The 13,817-nt window shown below is 47.3% G+C and carries 18 protein-coding genes; 15 read left to right on the top strand and 3 right to left on the bottom strand.

Translation table 11 applies throughout. The features are described 5' to 3' along the window. The first annotated feature begins 35 nt into the window (after positions 1-35). The 7 genes from mlaF to murA are packed head-to-tail and all read left to right on the top strand — an operon-like array spanning position 36 to position 4,595. The gene (gene mlaF, locus ABY802_RS08125) at positions 36-827 is read left to right on the top strand and encodes a phospholipid ABC transporter ATP-binding protein MlaF (protein WP_372626564.1); all 792 of its coding nucleotides are present in this window, start codon (positions 36-38) and stop codon (positions 825-827) included. Next, entirely contained in the window at positions 824-1,606 is a 783-nt protein-coding gene (mlaE, locus tag ABY802_RS08120; RefSeq protein ID WP_372626544.1) for a lipid asymmetry maintenance ABC transporter permease subunit MlaE, read from the top strand. Before mlaF ends, mlaE begins: the two co-directional genes overlap by 4 nt. Before the next feature lies 1 nt (position 1,607). Next, a complete protein-coding gene (gene mlaD / locus ABY802_RS08115; protein ID WP_372626543.1) occupies positions 1,608-2,072 on the top strand; it encodes an outer membrane lipid asymmetry maintenance protein MlaD in 465 nt (154 codons plus the stop codon). Between the two features lie 2 nt (positions 2,073-2,074). Further along, positions 2,075-2,749, top strand: a complete 675-nt coding sequence (locus ABY802_RS08110) for a phospholipid-binding protein MlaC (protein ID WP_372626542.1) — start codon at positions 2,075-2,077, stop codon at positions 2,747-2,749. 3 nt (positions 2,750-2,752) lie between these two features. Continuing rightward, the gene (locus ABY802_RS08105; RefSeq protein ID WP_372626541.1) at positions 2,753-3,061 is read left to right on the top strand and encodes a lipid asymmetry maintenance protein MlaB; all 309 of its coding nucleotides are present in this window, start codon (positions 2,753-2,755) and stop codon (positions 3,059-3,061) included. 8 nt (positions 3,062-3,069) lie between these two features. Beyond that, the gene (locus ABY802_RS08100; RefSeq protein WP_372626540.1) at positions 3,070-3,327 is read left to right on the top strand and encodes a BolA family protein; all 258 of its coding nucleotides are present in this window, start codon (positions 3,070-3,072) and stop codon (positions 3,325-3,327) included. An 8-nt stretch (positions 3,328-3,335) separates the two neighbouring features. Then, on the top strand, positions 3,336-4,595 hold the full coding sequence (gene murA, locus ABY802_RS08095) for a UDP-N-acetylglucosamine 1-carboxyvinyltransferase (protein ID WP_372626539.1): 1,260 nt from the start codon (positions 3,336-3,338) through the stop codon (positions 4,593-4,595). A 38-nt stretch (positions 4,596-4,633) separates the two neighbouring features. Here murA and ABY802_RS08090 read toward each other — a convergent pair whose 3' ends face one another. The 3 genes from ABY802_RS08090 to ABY802_RS08080 form a co-directional block, all read right to left on the bottom strand. Next, positions 4,634-5,755, bottom strand: coding sequence for a trypsin-like peptidase domain-containing protein (locus ABY802_RS08090; RefSeq protein WP_372626538.1), 1,122 nt, complete (start codon positions 5,753-5,755; stop codon positions 4,634-4,636). Positions 5,756-5,810: 55 nt separating this feature from the next. Beyond that, positions 5,811-7,163: a Do family serine endopeptidase gene (locus tag ABY802_RS08085; protein WP_372626537.1), complete on the bottom strand. Its 1,353-nt coding sequence runs from the start codon at positions 7,161-7,163 to the stop codon at positions 5,811-5,813. A 91-nt stretch (positions 7,164-7,254) separates the two neighbouring features. Further along, a complete protein-coding gene (locus ABY802_RS08080; protein ID WP_372626536.1) occupies positions 7,255-7,701 on the bottom strand; it encodes a YhcB family protein in 447 nt (148 codons plus the stop codon). A 123-nt stretch (positions 7,702-7,824) separates the two neighbouring features. Here ABY802_RS08080 and zapE point away from each other — a divergent pair, with 123 nt between their 5' ends. From zapE to ABY802_RS08040, 8 genes are all read left to right on the top strand, one after another. Further along, positions 7,825-8,916 carry a cell division protein ZapE gene (zapE, locus tag ABY802_RS08075; protein ID WP_372626535.1) on the top strand — a complete coding sequence of 364 codons (1,092 nt, stop codon included), beginning with the start codon at positions 7,825-7,827 and terminating at the stop codon, positions 8,914-8,916. A gap of 225 nt (positions 8,917-9,141) precedes the next feature. Beyond that, complete coding sequence (rplM, locus tag ABY802_RS08070; protein ID WP_019675269.1) at positions 9,142-9,570, top strand: 50S ribosomal protein L13; 429 nt, start codon at positions 9,142-9,144, stop codon at positions 9,568-9,570. Positions 9,571-9,582: 12 nt separating this feature from the next. Continuing rightward, complete coding sequence (rpsI, locus tag ABY802_RS08065) at positions 9,583-9,975, top strand: 30S ribosomal protein S9 (protein ID WP_019675270.1); 393 nt, start codon at positions 9,583-9,585, stop codon at positions 9,973-9,975. A gap of 271 nt (positions 9,976-10,246) precedes the next feature. Continuing rightward, positions 10,247-10,837: a ubiquinol-cytochrome c reductase iron-sulfur subunit gene (gene petA, locus ABY802_RS08060; RefSeq protein ID WP_372626534.1), complete on the top strand. Its 591-nt coding sequence runs from the start codon at positions 10,247-10,249 to the stop codon at positions 10,835-10,837. Beyond that, positions 10,837-12,111, top strand: a complete 1,275-nt coding sequence (locus ABY802_RS08055) for a cytochrome bc complex cytochrome b subunit (RefSeq protein WP_372626533.1) — start codon at positions 10,837-10,839, stop codon at positions 12,109-12,111. Before petA ends, ABY802_RS08055 begins: the two co-directional genes overlap by 1 nt. A gap of 2 nt (positions 12,112-12,113) precedes the next feature. Beyond that, complete coding sequence (locus tag ABY802_RS08050; RefSeq protein ID WP_372626563.1) at positions 12,114-12,848, top strand: cytochrome c1; 735 nt, start codon at positions 12,114-12,116, stop codon at positions 12,846-12,848. A 77-nt stretch (positions 12,849-12,925) separates the two neighbouring features. Continuing rightward, the gene (gene sspA / locus ABY802_RS08045) at positions 12,926-13,564 is read left to right on the top strand and encodes a stringent starvation protein SspA (protein ID WP_372626532.1); all 639 of its coding nucleotides are present in this window, start codon (positions 12,926-12,928) and stop codon (positions 13,562-13,564) included. After that, the coding region (locus tag ABY802_RS08040; RefSeq protein WP_372626531.1) for a ClpXP protease specificity-enhancing factor SspB at positions 13,564-13,817 on the top strand (254 nt) is incomplete at its 3' end. The genes sspA and ABY802_RS08040, both read left to right, overlap by 1 nt.

Raw genomic sequence — 13,817 nt, 5'->3', positions numbered from 1 at the left:
GTTGTTTTCAGTTGGAGTCTAATTTGTCCGATATTATGGTTGATATCCAGCACTTAAGCTTTTCCCGCGGTCAGCGCCTGATCTATGACGATATGAGTATGCAGGTGCGTCGCGGCAAGGTAACGGCCATTATGGGGCCGAGCGGCATTGGTAAAACAACGCTGCTCAAACTTATTGGTGGCCAGTTAAAACCCGACAGCGGTCATATTTTATTTGATGGCCAGGACATACCGGCATTATCACGAGCTGACTTATACCGGGCGCGTAAAAAAATGAGTATGTTGTTTCAAAGCGGCGCCTTGTTTACCGAGATGTCAGTATTTGACAACGTAGCCTTTCCGATACGTGAGCACACCCGGCTGCCAGAATCGCTAATTCGGCTTATCGTGTTGATGAAGTTAGAATCTGTTGGTTTACGTGGTGCCCGTGATCTGAAGCCTGCCGAGTTATCGGGTGGTATGGCCAGAAGAGCGGCCCTGGCAAGAGCCATAGCGCTTGACCCGGAATTAATCATGTTTGATGAACCTTTTGCTGGTCAGGATCCTATTTCAATGGGTGTGATTGTCAGGTTAATTAAAGAATTAAATAACGCGCTGGGTTTAACGTCCATCGTGGTTTCACATGATGTTACGGAAGTAATGAGTATTGCCGATTACGTATATGTGGTTGCCGAAAAGAAAGTGATTGGCCATGGCACTCCCGAACAACTTCGTCAGGATAAGTCAGAATTGGTGCAACAATTTTTAAAAGGAGAGGCGGACGGTGCTGTACCTTTTCATTACCGGGCTGATGCCTACGAAGATGAATTGATGGAGTCTGCCAGGTGATAACCGACAAACTGCAAACGCTCGGGCGAAGCACCATTGACAACATAGCCGGCTTTGGCCGTTCAGGGTTAATGCTGTTTGGCGCTCTGGTTGGTAAGCCCGATTTTCGAAAAGGTTTTCCACTGCTCATCAGGCAGTTGTATGTGATTGGCGTGTTGTCACTGTTGATCATTGTGGTGTCAGGCTTGTTTATCGGTATGGTGTTGGCCCTGCAAGGCTACACGGTATTGGTAAAATTTGGTGCAGAGGGAATGCTAGGTCCGTTGGTCGCCTTGAGCTTACTTCGGGAATTGGGGCCGGTGGTCACGGCGTTGTTGTTTGCGGGACGCGCCGGCAGCGCCTTGACTGCAGAAATTGGCCTGATGAAAGCGACAGAGCAATTGTCTGGCATGGAGATGATGGCTGTTGACCCATTGCGTCGGATTATAGCGCCACGCTTTTGGGCCGGGGTTATCAGCATGCCGCTGTTGGCTCTGGTATTTAATGCTGTCGGTATTCTTGGCGGCCACTTGATTGGGGTAGACTGGCTGGGTGTCGATGGCGGTAGTTACTGGTCAACGATGCAGGCCAATGTTGATCTCTATCAGGACGTGCTGAACGGTGTCATCAAAAGTTTTGTTTTTGCTATCATCGTTGTCTGGATAGCATTACATAAAGGCTATGATGCGGTGCCGACATCAGAGGGAATAAGCCAGGCGACTACTCAGACCGTAGTAACAGCTTCACTAACGGTTCTGGGCTTTGACTTTATATTAACTGCATTAATGTTTGGTGGATAAAATGACCACACGGAAAATTGAAATTTTAGTTGGCGCTTTTATTGTTGTAGCTGTGGCTGCATTTCTGATGCTGGCGCTAAAGGTTGCTAACGCCGGGGTATCTGGTTCAGGCGAGAGTTATGTATTGTATGCTAAATTCGAAAATATCGGGGGCTTAAAAGTTCGCTCGCCGATTAAAGTCGGTGGTGTGGTAGTGGGCCGGGTAGCCTCTATTGATTTGGACACCGTGTACTATACCCCGGTGGTAAAAATGGAGATTAATGAGCAATACAGTAATTTTCCGGAAACCAGTTCTGTTGCCATCTTAACTTCGGGTTTGTTAGGTGAACAGTACCTTGGTTTGCAGCCGGGTTTTATCGATGAAACCGTCCAAATTCTGGCAGATGGTGACTCTATTCAGGATACGCGTTCAGCGATCGTGCTGGAAGAGCTTATCGGCCAGTTCTTATTTAACCGGGGAAATTAATTGTGAAATATTTATCGGGTAGCGCTTTATTACTGGTTGCGTTAGCAGCGGTTCCGTTTACTGCATACAGTAACGAGACTGCAGAGAAAACAGCTACACAGCAGGTGACGCAGTACACAGATCCGTTTGAAATGATGGAAGTGGTTGCTGATAAAACCTTTCAACGCATTGCCAAAGATCAGCAGCTGATTGCAGAGGACAAAGAGCACTTGCGGGTTATCGTTAATGAAGAGCTGGTGCCCTATATTGACGGTCGATATGCGGCATTAACGGTAATTGGCCGCTCGGTAAATCTGCGGGAGTTACCCCGGGAAGAGTTTGATGCGTTTGTGGTGGCATTTGAAGATTACATGGTTGCCTCTTATGCCGGTGCATTAACCTATTACCGCGATCAGAAAGTGATTATTCAACCGGCACGCCCACCTGAAAATCAAAGCATTATGACCATTAAAACCCGGGTGATTGACCCAGGAAAGCCGGATATCACCATCGACTTTAAATTGCGCCGTAATCGTGGCTCAGAGCACTGGCTGGTATACGACATGGTGGCTGAGGGTATCTCTTTATTAGACAGCAAACGGGCTGAGCTGAGCAATCTGATCCGGCAGCAAGGTGTAGCACGGGTTACTGAACTCTTGCTGGAAAAAGCGAAAGAACCGATAAAAGTGCCGGAGTAAGTCGTGTCACTTAAAATTGTTGTCGAAGATAATACTTCTGAAAATAACATTGTGCGGTTCAGTGGAGAGCTGAACCGCGATACGTTAATGGTATATTCACCTTTTAAATTGTTAAATAGCCTCAACGGCAAGGTAATCTTTGATTTTTCCGCCCTAAGCAATGTAGACTCAGCCGGATTAGCATGGTTAATTCAACAGCTCGGTAAAGCGCGCAAGCAGAAGCTGGATATCGAATTTATCAAAGTTCCCGCGCAACTGCTTGCTTTAGCAAAGGTTAGCGCTGTAACGTCCTTGTTACCGATAACAGATTAAGGTGTCGTGTGGAGATTAAACAAATTGAACAACTGCTGACAGAGCAATTGCAGTTGACTGAAGTATATGTTCGCGCCGAGGGGTCGCATTATTCGGTAACGGCGGTAGGCAACTGTTTTGCCGACCTCAGCCGCGTTAAGCAGCAGCAAATGATCTACGCTCCCCTGATGAGTGCAATTGCAGACGGCAGTATTCATGCGGTCAGCATTAAGGCCTTTACGCCAGAACAATGGCGCAGAGAAAAACTTTTAAACCCACCTGTGTAAGACATACTATGCAACAATTCCGTGTTACTGCCAGTGGTCCTTTGCAAGGTGAGGTAATTATCTCAGGTGCAAAGAATGCCGCGTTACCTATTTTATTCGCCAGTATTCTGTCTGAAAAGCCAAGCACAATAACCAATGTGCCCAAACTGAAAGATATCGAAACCACTTATCAATTGCTGCAGTTGTTTGGGGCTAAACTGACCGTTGAGACCAACAGTGTCACCGTTGATGCCGGCCAGATTAACAACCAGTATGCACCCTATGAGTTAGTGAAAACCATGCGAGCCTCTATTTTGGCGCTTGGTCCCTTGCTAAGCCGTTTTGGACAGGCTGAAGTCTCGTTACCCGGTGGTTGTGCTATCGGCGCCCGCCCGGTGAATCTGCATATCGATGGCCTGCGTAAAATGGGTGCCGAAATTCAGGTTGAAAATGGTTATATTAAGGCGCGGGCCAGTCGGTTGAAAGGCGCTCATATTATTATGGAAATGGTCAGTGTTACCGGTACTGAAAACCTGTTAATGGCCGCGGTGCTGGCTGACGGTACTACCACCATCGAAAATGCAGCACGCGAACCAGAAGTGGTCGATTTAGCCGCGTACCTTAATACCATGGGCGCGAAAATCACTGGTGCCGGAACAGATACTATCCGTATTGAAGGGGTTAGCGCATTACACGGTGGCGAACACCGGGTACTGCCAGATCGAATTGAAACCGGTACCTTTTTGGTGGCGGCTGCGGTCACGGGGGGCGATGTGACCTGTGTCAGTGCAGATCCCTCTGAGTTAGAAGTGGTGTTGGAAAAGCTGCGTGAAGCAGGAGCCGACATTACAACAGGTCAGGACTGGATCCGGCTAAATATGACCGGACGGAAGCTCACTTCTGTTGATGTAAAAACGGTACCTCATCCTGGTTTTCCAACTGATATGCAAGCTCAGTTCACTGTGCTTAATGTGGTTGCAGAAGGGGTAGGCGTCGTTACAGAAACCATTTTTGAAAACCGCTTTATGCATGTACCAGAATTACAGCGAATGGGGGCCAAAATCAGGCTGGAAGGTAATACTGCGGTGTGCCAGCATAGTCCAAAACTGATGGCAGCTCAGGTTATGGCAACCGACTTACGGGCGTCGGCAAGTTTAGTGATTGCCGGTTTGGTTGCTGAGGGGCAAACCCTGGTAGAGCGAATTTATCATATCGATCGTGGTTATGAGCGAATTGAAGATAAGCTGCAGGGGCTAGGCGCAAAAATTGAACGGATTAACGTAGCGTAGTCTTGCTGTCTTAGTATAACCGCGAAAGAAACCGCCGCTTAACCGCGGCGAAGTTCCCGCACTACAGTCGGCACTTCCAGGATCTGGCCGTTGCGGTTAATAGTCAGTACTAATTCAGTATTGGGTGCTGTCTCAGCAATCAAATTCAAAGCCTGACGAGTGTCTGAAAATTGCTCGCCGGCAATTTTCAGAATAACATCCCCAATTTGTAAATCTGCTTGATCAGCCGGACCGCCAGGACTTATTGCGGTAAGTGCAAGACCATACATTTTCTGGCCGGTAGAGATTAATTTGTCGCCAGCTGCATTCACTACTGGGTCACCCGATACGCCTAAATGACTGCGAGTGACCCGACCATGTTTTATCAGCTTGTGCATTATGTTTTGGGCCAGTTGATAAGGCACCGCGAAAAATATGCCTTGGATCTCCTGGTTTTGTAATTGAAAAGCAGCGGCATTAATTCCGACTAAGGTGCCGTTGGTGTTGACCAGCGCGCCGCCGGAATTGCCTTTGTTTATTGCCGCATCCATTCGCATAAAGTCGATATAGCCGCGTGAACTGAGGCCCGTGTTGCCATTTGCGCTAATAATTCCCTGGGTAATGGTCTGGCCAAGGTTGAGCGGGTTACCAATCGCCAGTACGACATCTCCCACTTGTGGCTCCAGATCAAAATCCTGGGGTATCACGGGTAAGTTATCAGCCTGAACGTATAAAACAGCAAGATCTGAGATAACATCCTGACCAATTAACACCGCTTCAAGCCAGCGGCCATCCTGCAATGCAACTTCAATATGGTCGGCACCGGAAACAACATGGTGATTCGTTAATATATAACCCTTCGCGCTCATAATAACTCCGGAGCCCAACTCCTGGCGTTCGATTGAACGGGGTTGAAATCCTCGGGGGTCGATAACTCTGCTGCGGGTATAAACATTGACAACGGCCGGGCCGGCTTTTCTAACCGCGCTGGCGTAGGACAGCGGTGCAGGCTCAGTTTGTTCACCCTGAATTTGCCAGGTTGGCAGACTGACTCCGGTAAGCTTTGGGAAAAATAACAGAATCACCAGCGCGAGCGCCAAGCCATAAATTACACTTTTCAGGACAAAAAAGAAGATAGTTCGCACAGCAATCTGGTAGCAAAGAATATGTATAGCTAGCATAGCATTAATTATGCTTAAGCAGTAGCCACTTAGCTACTGCTTAAGCCAATTTGCGCTATCGGAGTAAGATATAGAGATCGTCATTACCACGGCGAATATAAAGCGCTGCGACCCCTTGACGGCCTTCGAGTATCTGTCGTAAATCTGCCAGATTACTGACCCGCTGCCGATTTACGCCGGTAATGATATCGCCCTGACGTAAGCCTATCTGCTCTGCCACTGAGCCGTTAGCTAACTCGGTAATTTCGACTCCCCGCTCACCATTATTAAGTATGGCACCTTGTAGCATCGGATGAAGTTGATTAGCGGCAAGTTGACCGCTTGCCAGTTCTTGCAGAGTGACGGTTACGCTGCGCTCTTTGCCATCGCGCAGAATACCCAGTTCCGCTTTACGATTTGCACCCAGAGTAGCAATTTTGGCTCGTAGCTCATTGAAACTTTGGATACGGTTACCATTCATGCTGATAATAACATCACCAGCTTTTAAACCGGCTTTGGCGGCGGCAGTATCTGGCAGTACTTCATTGATAAAAGCACCCTTACTCACGTTTAAATTCAGTGCTTCAGTCAGTTCGGAATTAACGTCATTGCCGCGCACGCCCAGACTGCCCCGGCGGATCTGGCCAAATTCAATGATCTGATCAACCAGATTCTTCATCATATTAGAGGGGATAGAGAAACCGATACCGACATTGCCACCGTTGGGGCCTAAGATAGCGGTGTTAATTCCAATGAGTTCGCCACGCAAGTTTACCAGGGCACCACCAGAGTTGCCTCGGTTGATGGCGGCATCCGTTTGAATAAAGTCTTCGAAGCCATCCATATTTAAACCGCTACGCCCAAGCGAGCTGACAATACCAGAGGTGACGGTTTGCTCCAGCCCAAAGGGGTTACCGATAGCGATGGCGTAATCACCCACGCGCAGTTTATCTGAATCGGCTAGTGGAATTTGTACCAGGTTTTTCGCTTCAATTTGCAATAGCGCTATATCACTTTGTGGATCGGCCCCCAGTTTGTTTGCGGTAAAGCTACGGCCATCTTTTAACTTTATCTGAATTTTATCGGCATCTTGCACCACGTGATTATTGGTAACAATATAGCCTTTATCGGCATCAATGATGACGCCCGAGCCCAAGCCGCTGAAGGGCTGCTCCTGGCGTTGATTGCCCTGGCCTCGTTGTCCGAAAAACTCCCGGAACGCATCGGGAATGCGTTGACGCACTTCACGGCTGCCCTCAACCGAGATATGTACGACCGCCGGGGTAGCTTTATCCAGCATCGGTGCCAGAGAGGGCATTTCTTGTTTATCTGAATTAAAGAAAGGTAACGCAGCCTGCGCAGTGCTGGCAGGTACGGCTAAGGTTGCTGCCAGAATAGCAGCGTGTAACACAGACAATTTCATCTTCATCGCGTAATAGTCTCCTTCACATACATGCGACTAAGAACGTTATGGCATAGAAAAAGTTCAGCGTTTGTTTATAGCGTTATGTAACGAAGTATTACTCGGATTTACTCATTTTGCGCTCTTTAATCAAACCGCTGGCTTCGCCAGAGTAGTCGCGGGGTTGCTCGTCAACAGCTGAATAAACCCGGCGTTTTTCATCAATCTGATGCAGCGACTGTTTAATATGGTCGGCGGTGTCGGTAGACAAGTAATTTAAATCAGTATTTTTACTGGCTGGCGGTTGTTCAACCAACTGCATTTTAGACTGCTGCACATGGCGGGCAATCCGTGAATAATTGTCTTGTAGCTGCGTCATTAACTGGTTAGTGACATCCAGATGTTGTGAGACATCCTGACGGTACTGATTCAGTTGCTGGCGACTGGCATCCAGCTCCTGTTGTAATTTGTGGCTGTTGAATTGCTTTAAACTGTATAATCTGGCCAGAATCGCGCCCACTATTAAACCAACTGCCAGACCCGCCAGGGCGAACGTGAGATCCATATCAACTCCTAAATAGTAAATTCTGTCACCAGTGTACCTTAACTTCTTAGCTTGAGTGGTAAGGCATGTTATTATTATCGCCTGTTTTTCCAGCTAAACCAACTAAGTTTGCAGCAATTACCCATGACGCCAGCAGAAAAATATCAGCAAGATTTAGCCCGGCCCGATTTTCATCATGATACGGCACAGGAATATGCGGTTAAGCAATTACAGCGGCTGTACGATGATTTTGTGCAAAAACTACCACAACGCCAGTCATGGTGGCAAAAACTAAGAGCAGCTTCATCACAGGAAAAACCACTGTCAGGCTTGTATTTCTGGGGTGGGGTGGGCCGTGGTAAAACTTATCTGGTCGATACATTTTATGAATGCTTGCCAACCACACGTAAAATGAGAATTCATTTTCATCGATTTATGCACCGGGTACATGAAGATCTAAAAACACTCAAAGGGGTGAAAAATCCGCTGGAGCAGGTTGCTGATAATTTTAGTAAGCAAACCGATATCATCTGCTTTGATGAGTTTTTTGTCTCTGACATTACTGACGCCATGATTTTAGGCACGTTAATGCAGGGGCTATTTGCCAGAGGGGTCACGTTGGTGGCCACCTCTAACATCGAACCCGATGGCCTGTATCGCAACGGCTTGCAGCGCGCCCGTTTTTTACCTGCCATTGATTTGATTAAACAACATTGCCAGGTTTTTAATGTGGATAGCGGAATAGATTATCGGTTGCGAACCCTGGAGCAGGCCGAAATTTATCACTACCCGTTAGATGAGCAGGCTGAGCAAAATTTACATCAGTATTTTATGGCTTTGTCAGTAGAGCCACGCCAGAGTGCGTGTCAGATTGACGTAGCTAATCGTCAGTTAAACGCGTTGGCTGAAGCCGACGGTATAGTCTGGTTTTCTTTTGCCACGCTGTGCGAAAGTGCCCGCAGCCAATATGACTATATGGAACTTAGCCGGTGTTATCACACCGTATTACTGGCGGGAGTGAAACCGATGGGGCGTCATAATGAAGATGTCAGCCGCCGTTTTATCGCGCTGGTAGATGAGTTTTATGAACGTCAGGTAAAGTTGATAATTTCGGCAGAGGTGGCATTGGAACACTTATATACCGAGGGCTTACTGGCGTTTGAATTTAAACGCTGCATCAGCAGACTACAGGAAATGCAGTCGCGTGATTATCTGGCCTCGCCTCATTTACCCTGATCGGCGCCGACAGTAGCAGCAAACTGCAACATTTATGATATTTTTTCATTATCAGGGCTGATCTTTGTATTTGTTTAATATATAATCCGCGCCCGGCCTACGTTACAGCCTCATACTGCCGTTAGCCCGGTAGTTTTTGTACTCGAAGGGGTGCGATTACGACATTGTTAGCAACAGCCCTGCGCAATGTTAGGTGTAACTTAAGTTTATTTGGAATAGGTTTAGATGAAAACTTTTACTGCAAAGCCAGAAAGCGTAGAACGCGACTGGTACGTTGTTGATGCAAACGGTAAAACACTGGGTCGTATCGCAACAGAAATCGCTGCTCGTTTACGTGGCAAGCATAAGCCAGAGTATACGCCTCATGTTGACACCGGTGATTACATCATCGTTATCAATGCTGAGAAAGTAACTGTTACTGGTAATAAAGCGAAAAACAAAATGTATTACTCGCACACTGGTTTCCCAGGCGGTATCAAGGAAATCAGCTTTGAGAAGTTGATCGCGAAAAAACCTGAAATGGTTCTGGAAACTGCCATCAAAGGCATGTTGCCAAAAGGCCCATTAGGCCGCGCTATGTTCCGTAAGTTAAAAGTTTACGCTGGCGCAGAGCATCAACACACTGCTCAGCAACCGCAAATTTTAGATATTTAATCGGAGCATAACATGGCACAGAATCAATACTACGGAACTGGTCGTCGTAAAAGCTCAACGGCCCGCGTCTTCTTAAAAGCTGGTTCAGGTAACATCGTTATCAACCAGCGCGCTCTGACCGAGTACTTCGGCCGTGAAACTGCCTGTATGGTAGTGAAGCAGCCGTTAGAACTGGTTGATATGGTTGAGAAATTTGACCTGTACATCACTGTTAAAGGTGGTGGTATCAGCGGTCAGGCCGGTGCTATCCGTCACGGTATCACCCGTGCACTGATGGAGTTCGACGAGTCACTGCGTCCGGCGCTGCGTAAAGCAGGCTTCGTAACGCGTGATGCTCGTAAAGTTGAGCGTAAGAAGGTCGGTCTGCGTAAAGCACGTAAACGTCCACAGTACTCAAAGCGTTAATACGCTATTGGTACCAAAAAACCCGGCTTTTATGCCGGGTTTTTTATTTTTATCGTTTTAAAATGAACCAGGGCTGTAAGCCCTGAACTGTAACGCTTTGTTGCTGTTTATGCCTTAAAACAGCTGATATATTAGCTATTCATCCCACCTTAAACCTTGTGTAAAGCAGGGCTTTTCATTATGATCGGCGTTATTTTTTAAACTTATAATAATTGCTGGAATTCAGCCGCTTAAATTTTTTTATGTTAAGCGTTAACGTGGAGATGAGTGGATGAGCAATGCGCCTGTAGATCATGGTCGCCGCCGCTTCCTTACCATTGCTACCTCAGTGGTGGGAGGCGTGGGTGCTATTGGAGTGGCTGTGCCCTTTATTGCATCCTGGAATCCGAGTGAGCGGGCTAAACAAGCCGGTGCTGCAGTCACTGCAGACATAAGCAAACTCGAGCCAGGGCAGTTAATCCGGGTAGAGTGGCGGGGCAAGCCGGTGTGGATAGTAAAACGCACAGAGGAAACCCTGGCTGAGTTGGAGAAAACCGAAGATAAACTGCGTGATCCGTCATCTGATGTTCCACAGCAGCCTGCTTACGCCCAAAACCAGCATCGTTCCATCAGACCAGAGATTTTTGTAGCTGTCGGAATTTGTACGCATCTTGGTTGTTCACCTACTTACCTGCCAAATGACTTTGCAGCTCAGGTTGAAGGCATCCGTGCTGGCTTCTTCTGTCCTTGTCACGGTTCCAAATTTGATATGGCGGGTCGGGTCTTTCAGGGCGTGCCGGCTCCTACCAATTTAGTGGTGCCGCCACATATGTTTATTGATGATAGCACCATTGTGGTGGGTGAAGACGCGGGGGTTGCCTGATGTTTAAAAACCTGATGAGCTGGATAGAGTATCGCTTACCCTTTATGGATAAGATGAACCTGCATGTTATGCAGTATCCGGCACCAAAAAACTTCTACTTCTGGTACTTTTTTGGTTCCTTAGCCATGGTAGTACTGGTTAATCAGATCGTAACCGGTATCTGGCTGACCATGAATTACGAACCCTCAGCAGAGGGCGCGTTTGCTTCTGTAGAATACATCATGCGTGATGTCGATTACGGTTGGTTGCTACGTTATATGCACTCTACCGGTGCCTCGGCCTTTTTCGTTGTAGTCTATTTGCACATGCTACGCGGCATGATGTACGGCTCGTACCAGAAACCACGGGAATTGTTGTGGATTTTTGGCATGTTGATCTTCCTGGTGTTGATGGCTGAAGCCTTTATGGGCTATTTGCTGCCTTGGGGGCAGATGTCGTTCTGGGGTGCCCAGGTTATTATCGGTATTTTCGGTACTATTCCGTTTATTGGTGAAGACTTAACCCTGTGGATCCGGGGTGACTATGTTATTTCAGGCGCCACCTTAAACCGCTTCTTCGCCTTGCATGTTATTGCCTTACCTCTGGTGCTGGTTGTGCTGGTGTTTTTACACATTATGGCGCTACATGAAGTCGGTTCTAATAACCCTGATGGTATCGATATCAAGAAAGATAACGACGGCAGTGTTGAACAAACGGAAGCAGATAAGAAATTTACGTTCCATCAGTACTTTACCCGTGGTGGTAAGAAAATTATTGTCGATGCGATTCCGTTTCACCCTTACTATACGGTAAAAGACTTAGTAGGTTTGGCCGGTTTTCTATTGATCTTTGCCTGGGTTATTTTCTTCCTGCCTGAGGGCGGTGGTTATTTCCTGGAGCCACCAAATTTTGAGCCGGCAAACCCACTGAAAACCCCTGACCATATTGCGCCAGTGTGGTATTTCACTCCGTTTTACGCCATTTTACGGGCGATACCGCATCCGTTTATGGGCGCCGTAGCAATGTTTGCTGCAATCGTAGCACTGGCGTTGTTGCCATGGCTTGACCGCGGCAAGGTACGTTCAGTGCGCTATCGTAGTGGCCTGCACAGAATAAACCTGATTAATTTCTGTATCAGCTTTGTGGCATTGGGTGTGCTTGGTGTATTACCCGCAGAAGGTGTTTACACCTTACTGGCCCAGATATTCTCGTTTACCTATTTTGGATTCTTTGTGTTGCTGTTTTTCTACAGTAAGAACGAAAACACCAAGCCATTACCAGTGAGGGTTACCTGATGATGAAAACGTTATTGTCTGCTGTCGCATTATTAGCTTCTTCACTGGCCATGGCAGCGGGCCCTTCAGTACCACTGGAAAAAGCGCCGATTGATTTGACGGACAAAGCGTCATTGCAAAATGGTGCCCGTTTGTTCCAGAACTATTGTCTGGGCTGTCATCAGATGCAATATCAGCGTTACTCGCGAACCTTTGCCGACCTGGGTATCCCGGAAGAGCTGGGGATGGAACATTTGATGTTTACCGGCGAGAAAGTAGGTGATCACATTACCAATAACATGGCAGCGAAAGACGGCGAGAAATGGTTTGGTGCCACGCCGCCCGATTTAACCAACGTTGCAAGGGTACGTGGTCCGGACTGGTTATATACCTATCTGCGCGCTTTTTATGCGGATGATAGCCGGCCTTTTGGCGTAAACAATGAAGTATTTCCACTGGTCGGTATGCCGCATGTTCTGCAAGAGCTGCAGGGCTTGCCAAGCAAAACTTATGAAACCCGGTTAGTTGATGGTGAGCCTAAACAGGTTTACGTTGGCATCAAAACCGATGGTAGCGGTGAGTTAAGCGAAGAAGAATATGATCGTGCTGTGGCAGATCTGGTAAACTACATGGAATATGTAGGCGAGCCAACCAAGCTGGAAGCCCATGCTTTGGGTTACAAAGTAATGATCTTCTTACTGATTTTCTTCGTGCTGGCGTACTTGCTGAAGAAAGAATACTGGAAAGATGTTCACTAATTAGTTGATTTAACTAGTATTGAGATACCAGGGGCCTTAGCGCCCCTTTGCCGTTTTTTATTTTACCGGAGGAATAAATGGCGATCATTGCCAATAAGCGCCCTGTGATGACACTATTCACAGCCATTGATGATATGTACAGCCACCAGGTGCGTATTGTCCTGGCCGAGAAAGGCGTAACTGTTGATATCCTTCAGGTAGCTCAGGATAACCTGCCAGAAGATTTATATGAAGTGAACCCGTATGGCAGCTTACCGACATTACTTGACCGAGAGCTGGCGCTGTATCAGGCCGATATCATTATGGAATACCTGGATGAGCGTTTTCCACATCCACCCTTAATGCCAGTGTATCCGGTAGCCCGTGGTCAGGCCCGGCTCATGATGTATCGGATTAAAAACGACTGGTATAGTCTGGCAGAAAAAGTATTAACTAATGCAGATGATGCTGACAACGCCCGTCAGGAATTAAAAGAAGGCTTGCTATCACTGGCCCCGTTATTTAACGAAACACCATTTTTCATGAGTGAAGAGTTTGGTTTGGTTGATTGCTATATGGCCGCATTGATGTGGCGTCTACCGACACTGGGCATTGAGTTTCAGGGCCCGGGCAGTAAAGAGCTGAAAAATTATATGGCGCGTATTTTTGAACGTGATGCATTTCAGGCATCATTAACTGAAGCCGAGCGGGAAATACGGCGCGGGATGCGGTTATAATGGCGGCAATGTCACCAAACCGTCCGTATTTAGTGCGGGCGTTTTACGAATGGATAGTTGATAACGACTGTACGCCGTATTTGGTGGTAGATGCCAGCTATCCACAGGTAAAAGTACCACAGCAGTTTGTCCAGAACGGCCAGATCGTGCTGAATGTTTTGCCCTCGGCGGTAGGAAATATGCAGTTGGGTAATGAAGTCATTACCTTTAGCGCTCGTTTTGGTGGTCAGCCGTTTGCATTACATATTCCGGT

Source organism: Arsukibacterium sp. (assembly GCF_041616895.1).
In the GTDB taxonomy this organism is placed as follows: Bacteria; Pseudomonadota; Gammaproteobacteria; order Enterobacterales; family Alteromonadaceae; genus Alishewanella.
This window is presented reverse-complemented; position numbering and strand designations above follow the sequence as displayed.

Excerpts from the sequence above, each read along its gene's own strand:
- mlaF (WP_372626564.1), top strand. The coding sequence starts at position 36 with ATGGTTGATATCCAGCACTTAAGCTTTTCCCGCGGTCAGCGCCTGATC.
- mlaD (WP_372626543.1), top strand. The coding sequence starts at position 1,608 with ATGACCACACGGAAAATTGAAATTTTAGTTGGCGCTTTTATTGTTGTA.
- murA (WP_372626539.1), top strand. The coding sequence starts at position 3,336 with ATGCAACAATTCCGTGTTACTGCCAGTGGTCCTTTGCAAGGTGAGGTA.
- ABY802_RS08090 (WP_372626538.1), bottom strand. The coding sequence starts at position 5,755 with ATGCTAGCTATACATATTCTTTGCTACCAGATTGCTGTGCGAACTATC.
- ABY802_RS08085 (WP_372626537.1), bottom strand. The coding sequence starts at position 7,163 with ATGAAGATGAAATTGTCTGTGTTACACGCTGCTATTCTGGCAGCAACC.
- ABY802_RS08080 (WP_372626536.1), bottom strand. The coding sequence starts at position 7,701 with ATGGATCTCACGTTCGCCCTGGCGGGTCTGGCAGTTGGTTTAATAGTG.
- zapE (WP_372626535.1), top strand. The coding sequence starts at position 7,825 with ATGACGCCAGCAGAAAAATATCAGCAAGATTTAGCCCGGCCCGATTTT.
- rplM (WP_019675269.1), top strand. The coding sequence starts at position 9,142 with ATGAAAACTTTTACTGCAAAGCCAGAAAGCGTAGAACGCGACTGGTAC.
- rpsI (WP_019675270.1), top strand. The coding sequence starts at position 9,583 with ATGGCACAGAATCAATACTACGGAACTGGTCGTCGTAAAAGCTCAACG.
- petA (WP_372626534.1), top strand. The coding sequence starts at position 10,247 with ATGAGCAATGCGCCTGTAGATCATGGTCGCCGCCGCTTCCTTACCATT.
- ABY802_RS08055 (WP_372626533.1), top strand. The coding sequence starts at position 10,837 with ATGTTTAAAAACCTGATGAGCTGGATAGAGTATCGCTTACCCTTTATG.
- ABY802_RS08050 (WP_372626563.1), top strand. The coding sequence starts at position 12,114 with ATGAAAACGTTATTGTCTGCTGTCGCATTATTAGCTTCTTCACTGGCC.
- sspA (WP_372626532.1), top strand. The coding sequence starts at position 12,926 with ATGGCGATCATTGCCAATAAGCGCCCTGTGATGACACTATTCACAGCC.